Consider the following 17,946-nt stretch of genomic DNA (forward strand, 5'->3'; position numbering starts at 1 on the left):
AAGAAAAACCTTAGTCCGTATAAACACGGACTAAGGTTTTTTTATTGAAACGTATCTTTGTACCATTGGCGAGCCTGTTCAGCTTCATGCTGTGTGAGCTGATGGCCCCCATCCTGCCAAAAAACAGAAGCAGATGCCCCGCTGTCAAGCAAACAGCGATGAAGCTCTTCCGATTCTTCCTTTGTGCAAAGCGGATCATATTTTCCCGCCCCAATGAAAACAGGAAGCCCTGTCATATCGGGAAGCTCAAGCCCCCGTATCGGCACCATAGGATGATGCAGAATAGCCCCCTTTAAAACATCCGCATAATGAAAAAGCAGGCTCGCCGCGATATTTGCGCCGTTTGAGTAGCCGACTGCAATCACTCGGCTCCGGTCAAACTGATGCGTTTGTGCCGCCTCGTCGATAAAATCTTTCAATTCTTTTGTCCGCTCAACGAGATCCTTTTCATCAAATACACCTTCCCTAAGGCGTTTGAAAAAGCGCGGCATTCCATTTTCGAGCACTGATCCCCTGACACCCAGCAAATGAGCATCCGGATCTATAAAACGGCCCAATGAAAAGAGATCATGCTCATTTCCTCCGGTTCCATGTAACAGCAGTAAGACGTTATCAGATGTCCCTTTTTCAAAAATATGCTTCATCATGTCCCCTCCTACAATTCAGGCAAAATATCTGTAATTTGTTTGCGGTGTTGCTCCAGCCATTCAGGCAGCTTTAAGGATGTCCCCAGCTCATCAAACGTTTCATCTGTCATAAAGCCTGGTTCATCTGTGGCAATCTCAAATAGGATGCCGCCTTTTTCCCTGAAATAAATTGATGTGAAATACTCCCTGTCCAGAATTTCTGATGAAGGGAGATGTTTTTCAGCAATCATCGGCTGCCACTTGGCCTGCTCCTCACTCGTTGTCCGAAACGCTATATGATGAACTGTTCCATAACCGCCGACGCCTCTTTTTTCCGGCTGCAAATGAACGTCAATCACGTTTCCGACAGCCGCTGCGGATTTCAGTCTAACGATCTGATCTTCTTCCGCTACTTTGCTGTATCCGAAGCTTTCCGCTAACAATTGAATCGTTGCTTGCGGATCATAGGAGTACAGCAGCACGCCTCTCATTCCGGTGATGGCTTCATGTTCTGAAATGCCGTCAGGTGTCCATTCGCTTTTTCCGCTTTCGCCGTCTTCCATGATTGCTAACGGAAGGTCTTCTGTATCATCAAAGATCAGCGCGTGTTCCCCGCATAGCATTTTCTCCTCTGCATTCAGTCCATTATTTTGAAGGCGTTCCTTCCAGAAAGCCAGAGAGCCTTTAGGGACTGAAAAGTAAATCCGGCCGGCTTGGCCTTTCCCTACCGTCCCCTGCCCGCTTCCTTGAAACGGGAAAAAGGTAATAATTGTCCCTGGATCTCCATTTTGATTCCCAAAGTAAAAATGATATGTTCCCGGGTCATCGAAATTCACTGTTTTTTTGACAAGCCGAAGCCCGAGCACTTCTGTATAAAATCGTAAATTTTCTTGCGGATCTCTGGCAAATGCTGTGACATGATGCAATCCTTCTGTTTTCATCTTTCCACTCCTAAATTATCTTGATTTCGAGATATTTATTATTTTAACCCTATAATGTGCACGATGCAAACCATGTGATTTAATTAAATAATTGAAAAAATCATTTTTTTCTAATAATTATGTTGTGATCTTATCTTACAACTGCTATTATAGTGAGCATTATCATCTTTCAGGAGGAAAGTAAATGGTTAAAAAAGCACTTATTGTTATACTCATCATTTTACCATTCATTCAGCTTGCACTTTTGCCGTTTGTGAATCGAATCGAACCGATTATTTTCGGCCTTCCTTTTTTCCATTTTTGGCTGCTGCTGTGGATTATTATTACGCCGGTATGTTCGTTTGGCATTTACCTGGTGCAAAAAAAAGATGGAGGAATTGAATGATGCAAGGAAATCTCACTGCACTTATGATTACGGCTATTATCGTATTAACTGTTGTCTGTATCGGATTTCTCGCCGGCAGAGATAAATCATCGCGAACCTCGGTAGAAGAATGGTCTGTCGGCGGCAGACGTTTTGGAGGCCTTCTCGTTTGGTTTTTAGTAGGCGCTGACCTTTACACGGCATATACTTTCTTAGGCCTGACCAGTACGGCTTACACAGGCGGAAGTGTTGCATTTTTTGCTATTCCTTACTCTGTATTGGCTTATTTTATCGCCTATTTCTTCCTGCCGAAACTTTGGAAAGTTGCAAAAATTCACAAATTAACAACTCTCGCTGATTATGCGCGGGAACGTTTTGACAGCAAGCTGTTGGCAAGTCTCGTTGCAATTGTCGGTGTCCTGATGCTTATCCCATATATCTGTCTTCAGCTTAGCGGAATTCAAGATACGCTTCAGGTGGCGGGCACTGGCTATATCAACGTAAAGTTCGTTGTGATCATCTCATTCATTCTAGTTGCTCTTTACACGTTTTTCAGCGGGATTAAAGGGCCTACTTTTACAGCCATTATTAAAGATATTTTAGTATGGGTGATTATGCTGTTTATGGTCGTTTCCCTCCCTCTTATTCATTTCAACGGCTGGACGCCGATGATTGATACATTGGTGAAGGAAGCGCCGCAAATGCTGACGATACCGACAGAGGGCCCAAAAGGCATCCCTTGGTTTATTACAGCATCTATTGTATCCGCCTTGGCACTTTTTATGTGGGCGCATGCCGCTACAGGTGTATTTACGGCGAAAAGTGCCGATGCAGTTAGAAAAAACAGCATGTTTTTGCCGCTTTATAATATCGTTTTAATCTTAGTTATTTTCCTTGGTTTTATCGCTTTTCTTGTGCTGCCGGAAGATACAAATCCAAGACTGGCGCTGCTGCATCTGATTCAGACGTCTTACGGCGGCGTGGCACAAGGTTTTGCATACGCCACTATCGCCCTAGCTTCATTGATCCCTTGTTCGATCATGGCTATTGGAGCATCGAATTTATTTGCCAATAACTTATACCGTGACTTGATCCATCCAAATGTGTCACAAAGCAAACTGACCCTTATTACACGTTCCATGGTGTTTGTCGTGATCGGTCTTGCTCTTCTATTTGGAATGCTGTTCCCGACTGCCTTAGTAACACTTCAGCTTTTAGGCGTTTCCGGTATGGTGCAGATCTTCCCGGCGATTGCCGTCAGCTTATTCTGGAAGAACCAAACGAGAGAGGCGACAGTGATCGGATTATTAGCCGGCCTTGCGGTTACGTTTATTGTGTATATCACTCAATCTGCACACGGCATTTATGAAGGTTTCTGGGGATTGTCCGCCAATATCATCGCTGTAATCATTCTCAATCCGCTGTTTGTAAAAAGAGCAGGTTCAAATTCAGTCAAAGAAGGTTTATTTGGTAAAAAAACTGAACCGAATCCGAATCAGAAGGGTGCTTAAAAAAAGCCATACGCGGTAGCCGCGTATGGCTTTTTTACATTTCTTTTTTCAGCGTTTCAATTGCTTTTTTCATTTGCGTATCATTATTTGACAGTTTTTGTTGAAGTTCTGTCATTAGTTTTGTTGTAGTATCGCCAGTCAGCACGCCTGTTTGTTTCAGATTCTCTTTTTTCTGGAACTGTTTGACGACTGATACAAAATCTTGATCATACGTACTGTTTACCTTCACCTGATAGCCAAGTGCTTTCAGCATTTGCTGAGCGACTTTGACTTCAGTGCCTGTATTGCCTGATTTGTACGTTTTATCAGCGTCCAAATATGGGAGCTTCGCGTAATCAGGAAGCTCTGCTTTCACTTGCGGCTTGATGCCTTTTTTATGAATCCATTCACCGTCAGCAGTCAGCCATTTGGCCATTGTCAGTTTGACTGTTGAGCCATCCTCATACTCTTTTGCAGTTTGCACTGTGCCTTTTCCGAATGTGGTTTCTCCAATTAACGGAATGCCTGACGATTCATGAAGGGCAGCGGCCATGATTTCTGCAGCGCTCGCTGTTCCGTCATTTACTAAAACGACAGTCGGCTTGGTGACTTTTCGTTCTTTTTCCGCTTTCATGACTTCTTTTGAGCCATTTTTGTACTGAACCTGCATGATATTTTTACCTTTATCAATAAACAGATTGCTCATTGTAATCGCCTGGTCCATTAAGCCGCCCGGATTGCCCCTCAAGTCTAAAATATATCCTTTGGCACCTTTTTTCTCTAAACTGTCGATCGCACTTGTCAGCTCTTTAGCAGTTGTTTCAGAGAAAGAAGTGATTTGAATCTCACCGATATTGTTTTCTTTCATCTCAGAATAGACGGTCTCAACAGGAATCGTATCGCGCTTAATGGAAAGATCAATCTCTCCCACTCCCGCTCTGTTCAGCTCAAGCTTCACTTTTGTGCCCTTTTTGCCGCGGATTAAAGCGACGGCTTCATTTACATTCATGCCTTTTACGCTTTTACCGTTTACTTTCAGGATTTGATCCTTCGGTTTGATTCCGGCTTTTTCAGCAGGTGAACCTTTGATCGGCGCAACAATAAGGATTTCACCGTCTTTTTCCTCTACTTGCGCTCCTATTCCTTCAAAGGATGCAGAAATGCTTTCTTCGAATGATTTTCCTTCCTCTTGATCCATATAGGTAGAGTAAGGATCGTCCAGAGACTCAATCATTCCTTTAATTGCTCCGTCTACTAATTTGTCATCGTTTGTTTCCTTGTAATAATCACTTTTGATTTGCTCATACGCTTTATTTAATTTATCGAACTTACTATCTCCTGCGCTCGTTGATTTCTGGCCCAGAATGCTTGAATTGCCCGTAATAAATAAAGTCAGCGCTGAAGCGACAACCGCAGTGATCAGCACAACAAAAAACAGTTTCAATTGCCGTTTCAATTAAACACCACCTTTTCTTCTTACATTATTATCATGGACGATTTCCTATTCGTCAACTCGGAGCAGAAAATATAGAGATCCGCCCTTCTTTATCGTTTCATAAACCTATGTCTTTTCACGACATATAATAACGAAAAAGGAGGATACCATTTTGAGCCGATATTTAGAAATGCTGTCCTTATTCGGTGTTTCAGGTGCACATCCAGGCGGGCTTGCTTTTTCAAAAGCCGTATTGCAAAAAGCGGCACCTCCGCCTGATCAGCCGATTCTTGATGCCGGATGCGGGACGGGGCAAACTGCGGCTTATTTAGGACATTTGCTTTATCCTGTCACAGTCGTTGATAAAGACCCTGTCATGCTTGAGAAGGCGAAAAAAAGATTTGCAAATGAAGGGCTGGCCATCCCTGCATATCTTGGAGAGCTGGAACATCTTCCGTTTTCTTCGGCGTCCTTTTCCTGCGTCCTGTCCGAATCCGTCCTCAGTTTTTCCCATCTGACATCCTCCCTTCAAGAAATTAATAGGGTATTGAAGCCGGGCGGAATGCTGATCGGTATTGAAGCGGCGCTTAAAAAGGCGATGCCTCCGCACGAAAAGAAGCAAATGATGGACTTTTACGGTTTTACAAAGCTTTATAACGAATCGGAGTGGATGGAATCGATTCATTCCCATGGATTTCAGAAAACAGAAACGATCACCCTTTTGCCGGAAGATATGGAATTTGAACCGACGACAGAAATGGATGTATCGCAAGCAATCGCTCCTATCTACTATGAAACGCTTCAGTCCCATTATGACCTCATGCAGGCATACAGCGAGTATATGGGTCATTGTATCTTTATCGCATACAAGTAAAACGGCGCTTCACCCCCTCTTTTCGTCCAACCTTTTTTGTTTATCTATCATAAGCTGGTAGAAAGACGGATTAGGAGGGAATTATATTGGAAAAATACTATCATATCTGCCGCCAGCACCAAGGAAAAGTTGCTAGAATTACAGAAAGAAACGGCAGAGTCCACGTGGGCAGAATTACACGGGTAACCAACAGCAAGGTCTTTATTGCTCCAGTTACTTCAGGGGGCCCAAGAGGCGGATTTGGCTATGGATATTGGGGCGGCTACGGATTTGGCTATGGAGCCGCATACGGTATTGGCCTTGGGCTGATTACAGGTGTGGCGCTCGCCGGTTTATTCTTTTTTTAATGGAAAAACCCGCTTAACCAATGGTAAGCGGGTTTTTATTTTATATCTTCTTCACTTTTTCAAAGTATTCTTCTAATGTTAAGTCATTCTCATGAATAACCTTTGCAGCCTTTTTGCCTACATAACGCAAATGCCATGGTTCGTATTCGTACTTCGTGATGTCTTCTTTGTTTTTAGGGTAGCGAATGATAAAACCATATTTATATGCATTGTTCTGCACCCATTTTCCGTCTTCGGTGCTGCCGAACGCTTCATTTAACTCAAAACCGTTGCTTCGGCTGGAAATATCCATTGCCAGACCTGTTTGATGTTCACTTTCACCAGGATATGCGACAGCTTCTCTTGCTTTCTTTTCCCCTTTTAAGCTTACTTCATTTTTAAAGATAACCTGCTGTCTGTCATACGAGCGGTATCCTGACACGGCTGCCAGCTCATAGCCATCCTTTTTCGCAGCGTCAAACATCGTTTTTAATGCGTCTGCTGCTTCTTTTCTGATGTATCGCTTTTGTATTTTCTCTTCAAAAGAAAACTCGACATCAGGGATAACTAGATCGCTAGGTTCATAGTCTCCTGGCAGTGCGTATTGCTTATTGACAAGGGCGAGGATATTTTTTGGATTTTGAATGGTTTCCAGGCCGTCCACTTTTTTAATGTTATTGAAAAACTTGCTTTCCAATAAGAACTCACTGTCCTGCGTATTTGTTTTTTTGCTGTCAGCTGTTTTTTCTTCTGTCTGTTTTGATTCTGCAGTGGTTTTCGTACCCTTTTGAGCATCTCCATTTGACATGCTGCAGCCGGCTCCGACAATTGCCGTCACACTCAGAGCGGCGGCCAGTGAGAACCATTTACCGGACTTTTTCATAATCACATTACCTTCCTTTTATCAATCGTTTCCGTATCCATAAAGAAGAGGCTGCCGGCACCCAGCACGCCTCCTCATTTATTTTATTTTGATACAGAATGTAAAGCCACTTCTATCATATCATGAAAAGTGGTTTGACGCTCTTCTGCTGTTGTTTCTTCTCCTGTTAATACGTGATCGCTCACGGTCAGGATGGACAGCGCTTTTCTACCGTGCTTCGCTGCCAATGTATACAAAGCAGTTGTTTCCATCTCTACCCCGAGCACACCGTATCGGGCAAGCTTTTCAATTTGAGAATCTTCATTGTAGAACTGGTCAGCAGTAAATACACTGCCTACTGTCACCGGTACGCCTTTATCCTTAGCGGCGTCGTAGGCATTTTTCAAAAGCTCGAAATCTGCGTTAGGCGCGAAATCGATACTTCCAAAAGCGACTCTGTTCATTTGTGAATCAGTAGAAGAAGTCATGGCCAAAATGACGTCGCGCACTTTGACATCTTTACGGATAGCGCCGCAAGAGCCTACTCTTATTAAATTTTGCACATCATAGCTTTGAATTAATTCATTGACGTAAATTGAAATGGACGGAACGCCCATGCCCGTGCCCTGCACAGAGATTTTTTTGCCCTTATATGTACCTGTAAATCCATACATGCCTCTGACTTCATTATAGCATTTCACATTTTCAAGATACGTTTCAGCGATAAATTTTGCTCTTAAAGGATCCCCCGGCAATAGTACCGTATCCGCAATTTGTCCTTTTTCCGCACCGATATGTACACTCATCTCATATCCTCCTATAAACCAAAATTAACGATCAGTCCGTTCATTTTACAACTGATGTCATGATGAGACAAACTTCAGCATTGATTATAAAGGAATGTTCCGAAAAAAGAAAATGATCCGGGGTATTTTAGGCGCCATTAGAGAAAATCGGGATAATTGAGCCGCTTATATGAGAACCTAACGGCAAAAGGAGGGATGAAACATGGGTAAAAAACAGCGTAACCGAATAACCGGACAAAAAAAGAACAACCACATACCTGCTAAAGACGTTATCGCGGCTGAAGAGGCGCACGAAAAAGAGCATTCCGCGGCCAAACGAAAACCTTAAAAAAACAGAAAACTGCGGATATCCGCAGTTTTCAGGCTGTCGAGAAAATCTCGACAGCCTGTTTTATATTGCAAGTATTTTCTCCATTGCCATGACATCTACAAAATGGCCGTTGATTTCTTCCTGTTCTTTGAAGGCTTTCTGTACCAAATCCCAAATATGATTCACGTAGCTTGAACTCCCTTAAACGCATTCATCACCAAATCATGCACATAGGAGTCATTCACTTCGTCACCTGTTATAAGCAGACGATAGAAAATCGGTCCGTATATGAGATCTATGCTTACTTCAATATCAAGATTCTCTCTCAATTCACCTTCCTCAATTCCCTTTTCTAGAAGGCCTTTCGCTTGGAGGCGGCGAGGCTGGAAAAATCGTGTGCGATATTCTTCAGCCAATTTTTCATCCAACTGCCCTGCACCTATTAATTCCTTAATAACGGTTCCTTCCCTGCTTGTCAAAAACCTTGCTAAATTCGTGGCGTGGGTTACTATATCATGTACTGACGACCCTGTATCAGGCACAGGCAGCCTGTCCGTCGCGGTCGAAAGAAAGCTGTCCATGATAACGGCAGCCTTGTTAGACCACCATTTATAAATCGTTGCTTTACTCACTTTCGCACGCTCGGCAATTTTATCGACTGTCACCGCATCGAAGCCTTTTTCCAGCAATAGGTCATAGGCTGCAGAGAGAATCGCCTTATGCGTTCCTTCATCACGCGGCCGCCCTCGTTTACTCTGCATGTGAATCATTCCTTCCTGAAATATAAACTATACGTTCAGTATACTTAAACTGAATAAAAAAAGAAAACAGAAACCTATTTACAAAACTGAACGTTTAGTATATCATTTTCCTTAATCAACAAAACTATACGTTCAGTTTATAAAATGACTTGAGAGTCATGATTACACTCAAAAAACCACTTAAAAAGGAGTTCATTCTTATGGCTAATAGTAACAAACAAGCAGGTCAGAGGGTCTCACCCAGTTTAACCCTTCTTCTCGCAACGGCATGCGGTATCATTGTTGCTAATCTTTACTATGCACAGCCCTTGGTTGGTTTAATTAGTAAGGCAATTGGACTTTCTCCAAGCAGTGCTGGATTGATTGTCACCCTAACCCAAATCGGATACGTTGCCGGCTTACTATTTCTTGTCCCTTTAGGAGATATTATCGAAAACAAAAAACTTGTCGTTGCATCGCTCCTTCTAAGCGCAGCAGCTTTGACACTAACAGCATTTGTGAAGCATGGGCCACTGTTTTTAGCAGCTGCGTTTTTCATCGGATTAGGGTCAATCGCAGCCCAGGTGCTTGTTCCATTTGCATCATACCTCGCATCAGACGCTGCACGCGGCCGGGTCGTTGGCAATGTCATGAGCGGCTTATTACTCGGTATTATGCTTTCCCGGCCGATATCCAGTCTAGTCGCTGATATTTGGGGGTGGAATGCAATATTTGCTTTGTCCGCCGTGGTAAGTGTTGTCCTGGCCATCGTATTATCAAAAGTGCTTCCTGCCAGAAAACCAACAGCAAATACAAACTATACGGCATTACTCGGTTCAATGTGGAAGCTGCTGCGCACGACTCCAGTCTTACGCCGCCGTGCCATCTATCATGGGTTTGTATTTGGAGCTTTCAGCTTGTTTTGGACGACTGTTCCTTTATTATTGTCCGGTCCTGCTTTTCATTTTTCTCAGAAGGCAATAGCACTCTACGCATTGGTAGGCATTGCGGGTGCAGTCGCTGCACCAATAGGCGGCCGTCTGGCTGATCGCGGCTTGACCCGGATTGCCACTGGAATCGCTCTCGGTGTTGTCATTGTCTCTTTATTACTGCCGCTCATGATTCAGAGCAGCTCCCCCGTCGGTATAACAGTTCTAGTGGCTGCCGCAATTCTGTTAGATATGGGCGTATCAGCAAACCTTGTGCTCAGTCAACGCGCCATTTTTTCGTTGGCGCCTGAAATTCGCAGTCGATTAAACGGATTATTCATGGCAATCTTCTTTCTAGGCGGTGCGATAGGATCATCTATTGGAGGATGGGCATATGCCTCAGGCGGCTGGAGTACAGCATTATGGATTGGTATCGCTTTTCCGGTCATAGCTTCGCTTTATTTCGCCACAGAGAAATAATCTTTCACCAAAAATAAGCAGTCAAGACCAAGCTGATGGCTTATTTTTGGTGGATTCTTCTTTTTCAATGTGCTGAACAAGAAAAAATCCTGCTTGGTGAGAACAGGATTTTCCAAAATCAATCTTTATGTTAAATCGACACCCTCAAGCTGTTTCAAATATCTTTGCAGGGCGAACCTTCGGGTTTAATTCTATATTTGTAATATGCTTTACATACCGATTCGCACTTTCGGCAATTTCTTGGTCACTGATTGTATTGGCGCGATATTCGGCAAAGGAAGGCAGATGCTTGGAACGGTTTTGGCAGCTCGCTTATTGAAAACAAGTTATATCCGGCGGCTTGATAAGAGTGTTCAAGTGAACCGATGGACATGGCAGTTACCCACTCTTTCCTCTTCAATTTATTTCCGCCGGGACCATGAGCCCAGCCAAACGTAAACACTTCATCAAACCATTGTTTTAAAAGCGGTGGACTGTTGTACCAGTATAATGGAAACTGAAAAACGATACGGTCATGGGCGAGGAGCAGCTGTTGTTCAAATTCGACATCAATTGGTTGATCGCGATATTTTTCATAAAGATCATGGACAGTTACATCCGGTGCACTTAAAACGGCTTCTTTTCACTTTTTGTTGATCTGAAAGGATTCTATGTTCGGATGTACCACGAGTACGAGTGTTTTCATATGATCCATTCCTTTCATTCCTTTCATTCCTTTCATTCCTTTCATTCCTTTGATGTGACATCATTATATGATGTATATTAAAACACATTGAATGTATATAGTATCAAAAAGTATACTATTAGGAGTGGATAGCTTGAGAAATCGTAAACTCGGTATTGATTATTCTTTTTGATGACTTTGAAGGATGTCCGGTGGAAACAACATTAGATATCATCGGTGGGAAATGGAAAGGCATTCTTCTTTATCATCTCATTGACGGTAAAAAGAGGTTTAATGAGTTTCGGAAACTATACCCTGAAATTACCCAGCGAATGCTCACGCTACAATTAAGAGAATTGGAACGGGATAGCGTGATTCACCGTGAGGTTTATAAACAGGTCCCTCCAAAAGTCGAATACTCTTTAACTGAGTTTGGAAGAACATTAGAACCTGTTATCCTTCATATGAAGGACTGGGGAGAAAAATATAAAGACAGGATTGATAAACTCGAGGCAGCACGTAAAGCTGAAGATAAAATCTAATAACCAGAAAAAATACCAAGGGTTTTGACACCCTTGGTATTCAGCATGTAGAAAAAACATCGTTTTCTTTCGTTATGTTGTTTGCACAATCAGACGATTGATTTTCCTCCATCCGGCAGGAAGCAGTTTATAATATGTTTTCCCTTTTCTGCCTTCATCAATCAAAATCACATCCCCTGTGGCCATAAATCTCGCATCATAATCACTTGGAACAGTATCGAATACATTAAACAAAGAGAATGCTCTTTTTAGCACGTCTTGATGATTGCTCCCGTTCAGTTCAGTTCGATAGACGGCTCTGTAGCCTTTTTTTTCACCAAACCGGGGTGTTTGAAATATTGTCACATCGTAAAAACAAGACTTCTTTTTAAACACGGATAACATCATCAAGATCCCTCCCTTTTATTTCTATAACATATTGGCGTTTCGTCCTCTTTTTCCTCTCTCTACTTTTGTCGAAACGAATGTAACTTTTCGTCAAAACCTTTCACGAGGAAAAACAGCAGCAGGCCGAGACTGAAGCCTCCTAAAACGTCAGTTAAAAAATGCACGCCGAGGTAGACTCTGCTGGCACCAACCAAAATAACGACAGTTCCGGCGATTATGTATACCGCTTTTTTATGCTTTGACAAAAACGGGATGTGTTTCACTAAAAAGTAGGCGATTACTGGATAAACACAAGCAGCGTTCATGGAGTGGCCGCTCGGAAAGCTGAAGGACGACTCATGAACGAGCGGTTCAAAATCCGGCCTTGACCGTTCGATCCACTCTTTTAATATTTTGTTTAACAGACGATCCGCACCGAATATGAAGAGCATCAAAAGACCATCCAAGGTTCTCTTGTAAAAAAACAGCCCTGCCCCAATGACTACGATAAGTGGCAGTAAAAAGGAAGTAGCACCAAGATGAGTCACCCAAATCATCACATCATTCAGCCAAGGCTGACGGATAGCTGCGGCTGCCCTACTGATCATTTCATCTGTTGATTGAACAGCAGATGTATGAATAACCGCGGCTAAAAAAAGAAAGAGAAGAAACAGACTGACTGGCTTGTACAAGATTTTCCCTCCTTTATTTCTCAAAATTTCATATCAGCCGAATAAAAAACCGGAGCTGGCCGCTCCGGTTTCAAGCCTTAACAATCTTCATCCAGCTCTTCATCTATCATACATTTTTCTATCAGATAATCAAAGGTAATATCGGCGATTTCAAACAGCTCATCTTCACTCGGTATGTAGCCCCGTCTTGCAAGCTCTCTGTAAAAAAATTCAGCGATTTCTTCCGTGTCAATCACAAGATCTATTTCTTTCATAACCGTACCGCCTCCTTTTTTATGTTTTATGAAAAAACGGGATGAATTATACCCGGTGTTCTAAACAATTCTTTCATTCATATACATTGAATAAAAAAACAAGCCATAGGAGGCTGACATATGATCGCTAAAATGATGGAAGCACTGGACGGAGAAAGATTCGATATGGTGATGGAAAAAACGCTCAAAGGTATGACGCATGTCATGATGTGGGGCTGTCTGCCTTACTTTTTATATGTGGTCATCCGCTTGTTCACAAACTAACTGAAGTGTTCTTTTAAACTTTCCAGCACAAACATCATCATATCTTTATATTCTTCATCTTTAAACATTTCGTACAGAATTTTGTAGTCGTTATAAATATCCAAAAGCTCATCAACAATTGATACAGCCAGGATGCGCAGGGTATCTTGATCTTCATCTTCGCCTTCAAACTGAAGAAGAGCAGACGGGACAATATCTTCGCCGATCTCATGAGCAGTTTCTCCGACATAATGGACAAACAAAAGCTGATGCACAAACTGGTCCATTTCATACTTTCTGAGAACCAGCGTGAGATCCTCTTCCTCCGTTTCAAGCCACTCTCCATCCTTTAAACGAGTCAGCTCATAAATAATATCTTCCCAGCCATCTTCTAAATATCTCCAAATTTCCGTTCTGTGGCCGATAATGCGAAAGAGTTCTTTTCCATAATCTTTTACATAAACGACATCTCCAATGAGGAATTCATATTCAATATCAAGTTTTTCCATATCGACAATGACGCCTTCATAATCTTTATATAATTGAATGGACGATTCAAAATATAAGACTTCATTGTGGTTTACTTCATAAAGATAGTGCTTATCGATTTGGTGTACTTTTGTGATTGTGCCGACTGTCCCATACATAATGACGACTACGATATCCCCTACTTGGAATTTCGGTTTGTTTTGCTTCATGGTGTCTCCCCCTCGCCGCAACATTTCTCATACGCTATCGTATGCTGGGTTACACCAATTCGCATGGGCATGAAAACCATTGGAAGTATCCAATTATGGTATGTGTATGCGCACAAAAAAATCCGCAGCGGATCTGCGGATTTAAACATGTGGTTATTTGCCGTGCACCTCGGCCTCGTATTTTTCCCAAGCTTCATCAAACGTCGCCATCGTGTCCAGATAATCAACATTCAGCTCCAAATATGAACTGATTTCGTGATAATCGGTTGATGTTTTTGGGAAGCTGTGATCCTCATACGCCTGATTGGCAAACTCGCTGATGCTGTCCTGCGGTTTAGGATGTCTGTATTTCAATAAATAGTGATAAAAGGATTTCATGGGTTTCCCCTCCTGGTGTCTGTCTTTTGTTGTTCTATTATACAGTGCAAGTGTAAAATTACAACAAAAGAATAACGAAACATCATTCAGGAAAAATCAAAATAGTTGCGTTTTAATATCCTTTCCGTTTCCATGAGCTGTTGATATGTCAGACTTTCAGGGAGTTTTTTTGTGTTGATTAAAAACAGCTGATCCTCAATATCCTTTATCGTCGAATCCTCTTGGTAGGCCATTCCGCAAGAAGAGCAAATCATCGCGGGGGTGTTTGTCAGCTCTATGGCTCGTGTGCCGTCAGGAAGCTCCCAATAAACCGTGTTCGTGCCAGGCTGCGCCTCAGGCACACCGCACCATTCGCATGTTTTCATGAAGAATTCCCCTCGCTTTCTGCCTCTTTTTCTTTTTTCTGCTGGGCTAAAAATTTCTTTTCCTTTAGCTGGTCTCTTTTCTCCCGCCGGTCCTTTAATGTTTCATGCCCCGGCTTCGCTGTATATGCTTCTCTCCTTTTGATTCTGGCCACGTTTTCCGGTGTGAAAGAAATCTCTTTGTCGGCAAGGATGGCACTCAGTCCAATTGGTTCTTTTTTGTCAGCGGTTTCAGGAAAAACAGACTCAAAGTAGGCCTCAGCCTGGTTAGGGATATAATGTTCAGGTTCCGGATAAGAGGTAATGACTCCTTCAAAATTTCTCAAGATGATTTTGTCAGGACTTTGCGATAAAACATAATTTGGCTGCAGTGCGATCTTCCCGCCGCCGCCTGGTGCGTCAACGACAAAGGTTGGTACCGCGTAGCCTGAAGTATGGCCCCGCAGCCCTTCAATAATCTCCAGCCCTTTTGAAACTGGAGCTCTAAAATGTCCGATGCCTTCTGACAGATCACATTGATATATATAATAGGGACGGACTCTGATTTTCACCAAGTCATGCATAAGCTTTTTCATAATTGTTACCGAATCATTAATGCCTGCTAACACGACGGCCTGATTTCCGACCGGCACACCTGCGTTCACCAGCTTTTCGCAAGCCTCAACGGATTCCTCCGTCATTTCGATGCTTGTGTTGAAATGGGTGTTCAGCCAGACCGGATGATATTTCTTTAAGATATCGCACAGTTGATCGGTAATTCTCTGAGGGAAAACGACAGGCGCTCTTGTGCCGATTCTGATAATTTCCAAATGCGGTATACTGCGCAGCTCTTTTAAAATGTATTCTAAAATTTGATCATTGATCAGCAACCCGTCCCCGCCTGAAATCAGACAGTCCCGGATCTCGGGTGTCTCCCGAATGTAGGCGATCGCGGCATCAAGCTGCTTTTTAGGGACACCCATTCCGATTTGACCGGAAAAACGCCTCCTTGTGCAGTAGCGGCAGTACATGGAGCATTGGTTCGTGACAAGGAACAGGACTCGGTCGGGATAACGGTGTGTCAGACCGGGTACTGGAGAGTCTTCATCCTCATGAAGCGGGTCTTCCAGGTCGTATTTTGTTTTGTGCATCTCTTCAGAGAGCGGCACAGACTGCATCCGTATCGGACATCTCGGGTTGTCGGGATCCATTAAGGAAGCATAATAGGGTGTGATATTTAAGGGGATCGTTTTAGTAGATATTCTGACGCCTTCCTCTTCTTCTTCGGTCAGGTTAATCACTTTTTTCAAGTCATCTAATGTTCTTACAGTATGGGTCAGCTGCCAGAGCCAATCATTCCATTTTTCTTCCGGAACATCCTTCCATAACTCTATCTCCTTCCAATGCCGTTTCGGTTTATACCATTTGTTTGTCAAATGAAATTCCTCCTCGTGCATTTCTTTTTGACTTACAGGCGCTTGCACCAGATATTCATATTTTCGAGCCCTTCTCCTATATAACAATTATTGATCAGCCTTCCTCCATACTGATACCCGGAATGATACAGGACCGCATTCATACCAAAAGACGCAGCGCGGGCGAGTGAAAATACTTGAAAGATATCTTGCTCTCTCATTTCTTTTTCTAATGCATCTATTAAAATACTTGTCAGCGAACGGCCCCGATAATCGGGAAGCACGGCACAGTCCGTCATTTCGGCATGCCCCAGCTCAGGATTGATATCTGCGCTTGCCGCGCTAATCAGACGGTCATCTTCAAGCATGACATAATAAAGCGTATGCTCATTCATCGTCTTTTCAATATAGGCGGGATCAAACACAGGAGTCGGATACGTGCGGAATACTTTTTTATACAGCATAGATAACTGATACATGTCGTTTGTTTCTGCTTTTCTCATTGTAAAAGGTGACCTGTCTTCGATTTGTGGCTGAGGCTTCATTTTATATAATAGCTCTATCATTTCCTGCTCGGCTAAATAGGTATCTGTTTGTCTTCGTTTTTCTGTGAGATAACGGACCATGACGGCAGCGCGATGGCCGAGATAGTAGCCTTCGAGAAAGCCCTCCGGCGTAAACAATTGTTTAGCCAGCTCTGCCTCGTCATGCTGTTTCGTGTACACAATAATTTTTTCGGCACCCTCCTCTTCAGCCGCTGCCATAATATCAGACAAGGCTTCCTGAATAGCGCCTTCATAACGAATGATTCTCATTCGTTTATTAAAGCGGTCATTGTCTATGACAGCCGTGACGCCGCTACTCTTTACCGTTTTGATCATCAGCATCCTCCCCGTCTGTATGAAGCCCGCACCAATCCATCACAAAAAGAGCAATAATTTTAGCTGATTCTAACATGGCTTCAACTTCAATATACTCGTTTGCCTGATGTGCTGTTTTCGTCTCTCCCGGCCCAAAAACGATAACAGGAGTATCTCCCGCATGATACAAAAGGCCGCCGTCTGTCCCCCAAGGCGACGCTTCGATGATCGGCTCTGTTTGTTTCATTTTTTGATAGGCTGATTGCAAGACTGATAGTAAAGGATGGTCATCAGGCAAATCATTCGGCAGCCATTGAGCTCCGAACCATTCCACTTGAATTGGATGGCGTTTAAACCATTCATCATGGTATTGTAAATCTTTCAGCCAATTTTCCAATTCCATTTTCACGGCTTCAGGCTTTTCATGGGGAGCAATTCCGCATCTTCCTTCTATGACGACGCGGTCTGCTACCGAGGACGGCCATGTTCCGCCTGAGATGGTGCCAATATTGATCGGAACCGGGATTGGGATATGATCATACAGCGGGTCAGAAATTCTTGCATTGCGGACTTTTTCAAGCTCTTGGATGGCTGTAATGACATGCATGCTTTTTTCAATGGCGCTGACACCTTCATATCGTGTGCCTCCGTGTGCCGCTAATCCTTTAACCGTGATCCGAAACCACATCGAGCCCTGCTGTTTAATAAAAAGCTTCATATTGGTCGGTTCCGGAATTAGCGCCCCGTCCGCACGATAGCCTCTCATAATGGCAGAAAGTGTTCCGGCGCCGCCGCACTCTTCATCTATAACACTCTGAAACAATACATCACCCTTCAGTTTGACATCGCAGGCGTGCAGAGCTTCTAATGCAAATAGAAGGGCTGTATTGCCTCCCTTCATATCAGTGGAGCCGCGGCCGTAAATTTTACCATTTACTTCGGCAGCTTGAAACGGTTCATACTTCCATTCCTTCAAATTTCCTTCTGGCACAACATCGATATGCCCGTTTAAAATCAGAGATCGTCCTCCGCCCTCTCCCGTTTTTTTAGCGACAATGTTCGGGCTCTCATGAAAATCCGACCGGTCTGATATAAAATAGGAATGCTGTTTTAATTGTTTTAGGCTCGGCTCCCACACATCAATGTCCATATGAAATTGCCTAAGCTTTTCAAGGACTACTGCCTGAGCGTTAAATTCCTTGCCAAGTGTGCTTTTTTCTCCAACCAGCCTTTTCAAAAGACGAATGGCTTTGGCTGAATGCTGATCAAGCCATTCGATTACTTTTCTTTCAATGTCCTGCATCATCACT

Annotated in this window: 22 protein-coding genes and 2 pseudogenes; 8 read left to right on the forward strand and 16 right to left on the reverse strand. The window is 43.2% G+C overall.

Annotation, left to right across the window (positions count from 1 at the left end):
- Window positions 1-41: 41 nt before the first annotated feature.
- Entirely contained in the window at window positions 42-644 is a 603-nt protein-coding gene (locus P3L57_RS10635) for an alpha/beta hydrolase (protein ID WP_069487343.1), read from the reverse strand.
- 11 nt (window positions 645-655) lie between these two features.
- On the reverse strand, window positions 656-1,567 hold the full coding sequence (locus P3L57_RS10640) for a ring-cleaving dioxygenase (protein WP_044155517.1): 912 nt from the start codon (window positions 1,565-1,567) through the stop codon (window positions 656-658).
- Between the two features lie 184 nt (window positions 1,568-1,751).
- Here P3L57_RS10640 and P3L57_RS10645 point away from each other — a divergent pair, with 184 nt between their 5' ends.
- Together P3L57_RS10645 and P3L57_RS10650 are read left to right on the forward strand one after the other, a co-directional pair.
- Window positions 1,752-1,952, forward strand: a complete 201-nt coding sequence (locus tag P3L57_RS10645) for a DUF3311 domain-containing protein (RefSeq protein ID WP_044155515.1) — start codon at window positions 1,752-1,754, stop codon at window positions 1,950-1,952.
- The gene (locus P3L57_RS10650; RefSeq protein WP_069487413.1) at window positions 1,952-3,442 is read left to right on the forward strand and encodes a sodium:solute symporter family protein; all 1,491 of its coding nucleotides are present in this window, start codon (window positions 1,952-1,954) and stop codon (window positions 3,440-3,442) included. Before P3L57_RS10645 ends, P3L57_RS10650 begins: the two co-directional genes overlap by 1 nt.
- Window positions 3,443-3,476: 34 nt before the next feature.
- Here P3L57_RS10650 and ctpA read toward each other — a convergent pair whose 3' ends face one another.
- Window positions 3,477-4,877 carry a carboxy-terminal processing protease CtpA gene (ctpA, locus tag P3L57_RS10655; protein WP_044155514.1) on the reverse strand — a complete coding sequence of 467 codons (1,401 nt, stop codon included), beginning with the start codon at window positions 4,875-4,877 and terminating at the stop codon, window positions 3,477-3,479.
- 151 nt (window positions 4,878-5,028) lie between these two features.
- Between ctpA and P3L57_RS10660 the strand changes: the two genes are divergently transcribed.
- Together P3L57_RS10660 and P3L57_RS10665 are read left to right on the forward strand one after the other, a co-directional pair.
- The gene (locus P3L57_RS10660) at window positions 5,029-5,730 is read left to right on the forward strand and encodes a class I SAM-dependent methyltransferase (RefSeq protein WP_069487342.1); all 702 of its coding nucleotides are present in this window, start codon (window positions 5,029-5,031) and stop codon (window positions 5,728-5,730) included.
- Window positions 5,731-5,816: 86 nt separating this feature from the next.
- Window positions 5,817-6,077 carry a hypothetical protein gene (locus tag P3L57_RS10665; RefSeq protein WP_044155510.1) on the forward strand — a complete coding sequence of 87 codons (261 nt, stop codon included), beginning with the start codon at window positions 5,817-5,819 and terminating at the stop codon, window positions 6,075-6,077.
- A 40-nt stretch (window positions 6,078-6,117) separates the two neighbouring features.
- On the opposite strand, the gene P3L57_RS10670 is transcribed toward P3L57_RS10665, so the two are convergent.
- Window positions 6,118-6,939: a M15 family metallopeptidase gene (locus P3L57_RS10670; protein ID WP_069487341.1), complete on the reverse strand. Its 822-nt coding sequence runs from the start codon at window positions 6,937-6,939 to the stop codon at window positions 6,118-6,120.
- Window positions 6,940-7,022: 83 nt separating this feature from the next.
- On the reverse strand, window positions 7,023-7,724 hold the full coding sequence (deoD, locus tag P3L57_RS10675) for a purine-nucleoside phosphorylase (protein ID WP_069487340.1): 702 nt from the start codon (window positions 7,722-7,724) through the stop codon (window positions 7,023-7,025).
- 202 nt (window positions 7,725-7,926) lie between these two features.
- Between deoD and P3L57_RS10680 the strand changes: the two genes are divergently transcribed.
- The gene (locus P3L57_RS10680) at window positions 7,927-8,052 is read left to right on the forward strand and encodes a hypothetical protein (RefSeq protein WP_024121758.1); all 126 of its coding nucleotides are present in this window, start codon (window positions 7,927-7,929) and stop codon (window positions 8,050-8,052) included.
- A gap of 164 nt (window positions 8,053-8,216) precedes the next feature.
- On the opposite strand, the gene P3L57_RS10685 is transcribed toward P3L57_RS10680, so the two are convergent.
- A complete protein-coding gene (locus tag P3L57_RS10685) occupies window positions 8,217-8,795 on the reverse strand; it encodes a TetR/AcrR family transcriptional regulator (protein ID WP_044155505.1) in 579 nt (192 codons plus the stop codon).
- 200 nt (window positions 8,796-8,995) lie between these two features.
- On the opposite strand from P3L57_RS10685, the gene P3L57_RS10690 reads away from it, so the two are divergent.
- The gene (locus P3L57_RS10690; protein WP_044155503.1) at window positions 8,996-10,183 is read left to right on the forward strand and encodes an MFS transporter; all 1,188 of its coding nucleotides are present in this window, start codon (window positions 8,996-8,998) and stop codon (window positions 10,181-10,183) included.
- Between the two features lie 125 nt (window positions 10,184-10,308).
- Here the strand turns inward: P3L57_RS10690 and P3L57_RS10695 are convergent.
- Window positions 10,309-10,877: pseudogene (locus P3L57_RS10695) on the reverse strand (NAD(P)H-dependent oxidoreductase).
- A gap of 124 nt (window positions 10,878-11,001) precedes the next feature.
- Between P3L57_RS10695 and P3L57_RS10700 the strand changes: the two are divergent.
- A pseudogene (locus P3L57_RS10700) lies at window positions 11,002-11,389 on the forward strand (winged helix-turn-helix transcriptional regulator).
- 72 nt (window positions 11,390-11,461) lie between these two features.
- Here P3L57_RS10700 and yodL read toward each other — a convergent pair.
- The 3 genes from yodL to P3L57_RS10715 form a co-directional block, all read right to left on the reverse strand.
- Entirely contained in the window at window positions 11,462-11,776 is a 315-nt protein-coding gene (gene yodL, locus P3L57_RS10705; protein ID WP_038954208.1) for a shape determination protein YodL, read from the reverse strand.
- A 59-nt stretch (window positions 11,777-11,835) separates the two neighbouring features.
- Window positions 11,836-12,447, reverse strand: coding sequence for a phosphatase PAP2 family protein (locus P3L57_RS10710; protein WP_069487339.1), 612 nt, complete (start codon window positions 12,445-12,447; stop codon window positions 11,836-11,838).
- 77 nt (window positions 12,448-12,524) lie between these two features.
- Window positions 12,525-12,701: a YozD family protein gene (locus tag P3L57_RS10715; RefSeq protein ID WP_010334612.1), complete on the reverse strand. Its 177-nt coding sequence runs from the start codon at window positions 12,699-12,701 to the stop codon at window positions 12,525-12,527.
- Between the two features lie 120 nt (window positions 12,702-12,821).
- On the opposite strand from P3L57_RS10715, the gene P3L57_RS10720 reads away from it, so the two are divergent.
- Window positions 12,822-12,965, forward strand: coding sequence for a hypothetical protein (locus tag P3L57_RS10720; protein WP_063623049.1), 144 nt, complete (start codon window positions 12,822-12,824; stop codon window positions 12,963-12,965).
- Here P3L57_RS10720 and P3L57_RS10725 read toward each other — a convergent pair.
- From P3L57_RS10725 to P3L57_RS10750, 6 genes are all read right to left on the reverse strand, one after another.
- The gene (locus tag P3L57_RS10725) at window positions 12,962-13,642 is read right to left on the reverse strand and encodes a hypothetical protein (RefSeq protein WP_010334614.1); all 681 of its coding nucleotides are present in this window, start codon (window positions 13,640-13,642) and stop codon (window positions 12,962-12,964) included. The two genes, P3L57_RS10720 and P3L57_RS10725, sit on opposite strands and share 4 nt — an antisense overlap.
- A gap of 153 nt (window positions 13,643-13,795) precedes the next feature.
- Window positions 13,796-14,020 (reverse strand): YozE family protein, encoded by a 225-nt coding sequence (locus P3L57_RS10730; RefSeq protein ID WP_010334616.1) that lies wholly within the window; start codon window positions 14,018-14,020, stop codon window positions 13,796-13,798.
- Between the two features lie 86 nt (window positions 14,021-14,106).
- Window positions 14,107-14,385, reverse strand: a complete 279-nt coding sequence (locus P3L57_RS10735) for a YokU family protein (protein WP_024121762.1) — start codon at window positions 14,383-14,385, stop codon at window positions 14,107-14,109.
- Window positions 14,382-15,797 carry a lysine 2,3-aminomutase gene (kamA, locus tag P3L57_RS10740; RefSeq protein ID WP_059293290.1) on the reverse strand — a complete coding sequence of 472 codons (1,416 nt, stop codon included), beginning with the start codon at window positions 15,795-15,797 and terminating at the stop codon, window positions 14,382-14,384. The genes P3L57_RS10735 and kamA overlap by 4 nt, the downstream gene beginning before the upstream one ends.
- A gap of 32 nt (window positions 15,798-15,829) precedes the next feature.
- A complete protein-coding gene (ablB, locus tag P3L57_RS10745; RefSeq protein ID WP_059293291.1) occupies window positions 15,830-16,657 on the reverse strand; it encodes a putative beta-lysine N-acetyltransferase in 828 nt (275 codons plus the stop codon).
- Window positions 16,635-17,945: a peptidase gene (locus P3L57_RS10750; RefSeq protein ID WP_083244534.1), complete on the reverse strand. Its 1,311-nt coding sequence runs from the start codon at window positions 17,943-17,945 to the stop codon at window positions 16,635-16,637. Before P3L57_RS10750 ends, ablB begins: the two co-directional genes overlap by 23 nt.
- Window position 17,946: the final 1 nt, after the last annotated feature.

This window comes from Bacillus sp. B28, assembly GCF_029536185.1.
GTDB lineage: Bacteria > Bacillota > Bacilli > Bacillales > Bacillaceae > Bacillus > Bacillus halotolerans.

Excerpts from the sequence above, each read along its gene's own strand:
- P3L57_RS10735 (WP_024121762.1), bottom strand. The coding sequence starts at position 14,385 with ATGAAAACATGCGAATGGTGCGGTGTGCCTGAGGCGCAGCCTGGCACG.
- P3L57_RS10685 (WP_044155505.1), bottom strand. The coding sequence starts at position 8,795 with ATGCAGAGTAAACGAGGGCGGCCGCGTGATGAAGGAACGCATAAGGCG.
- P3L57_RS10690 (WP_044155503.1), top strand. The coding sequence starts at position 8,996 with ATGGCTAATAGTAACAAACAAGCAGGTCAGAGGGTCTCACCCAGTTTA.
- P3L57_RS10640 (WP_044155517.1), bottom strand. The coding sequence starts at position 1,567 with ATGAAAACAGAAGGATTGCATCATGTCACAGCATTTGCCAGAGATCCG.
- P3L57_RS10715 (WP_010334612.1), bottom strand. The coding sequence starts at position 12,701 with ATGAAAGAAATAGATCTTGTGATTGACACGGAAGAAATCGCTGAATTT.
- P3L57_RS10635 (WP_069487343.1), bottom strand. The coding sequence starts at position 644 with ATGAAGCATATTTTTGAAAAAGGGACATCTGATAACGTCTTACTGCTG.
- yodL (WP_038954208.1), bottom strand. The coding sequence starts at position 11,776 with ATGATGTTATCCGTGTTTAAAAAGAAGTCTTGTTTTTACGATGTGACA.
- P3L57_RS10680 (WP_024121758.1), top strand. The coding sequence starts at position 7,927 with ATGGGTAAAAAACAGCGTAACCGAATAACCGGACAAAAAAAGAACAAC.
- P3L57_RS10645 (WP_044155515.1), top strand. The coding sequence starts at position 1,752 with ATGGTTAAAAAAGCACTTATTGTTATACTCATCATTTTACCATTCATT.
- P3L57_RS10725 (WP_010334614.1), bottom strand. The coding sequence starts at position 13,642 with ATGAAGCAAAACAAACCGAAATTCCAAGTAGGGGATATCGTAGTCGTC.
- P3L57_RS10720 (WP_063623049.1), top strand. The coding sequence starts at position 12,822 with ATGATCGCTAAAATGATGGAAGCACTGGACGGAGAAAGATTCGATATG.
- P3L57_RS10650 (WP_069487413.1), top strand. The coding sequence starts at position 1,952 with ATGCAAGGAAATCTCACTGCACTTATGATTACGGCTATTATCGTATTA.
- P3L57_RS10730 (WP_010334616.1), bottom strand. The coding sequence starts at position 14,020 with ATGAAATCCTTTTATCACTATTTATTGAAATACAGACATCCTAAACCG.
- deoD (WP_069487340.1), bottom strand. The coding sequence starts at position 7,724 with ATGAGTGTACATATCGGTGCGGAAAAAGGACAAATTGCGGATACGGTA.
- P3L57_RS10670 (WP_069487341.1), bottom strand. The coding sequence starts at position 6,939 with ATGAAAAAGTCCGGTAAATGGTTCTCACTGGCCGCCGCTCTGAGTGTG.
- ablB (WP_059293291.1), bottom strand. The coding sequence starts at position 16,657 with ATGATCAAAACGGTAAAGAGTAGCGGCGTCACGGCTGTCATAGACAAT.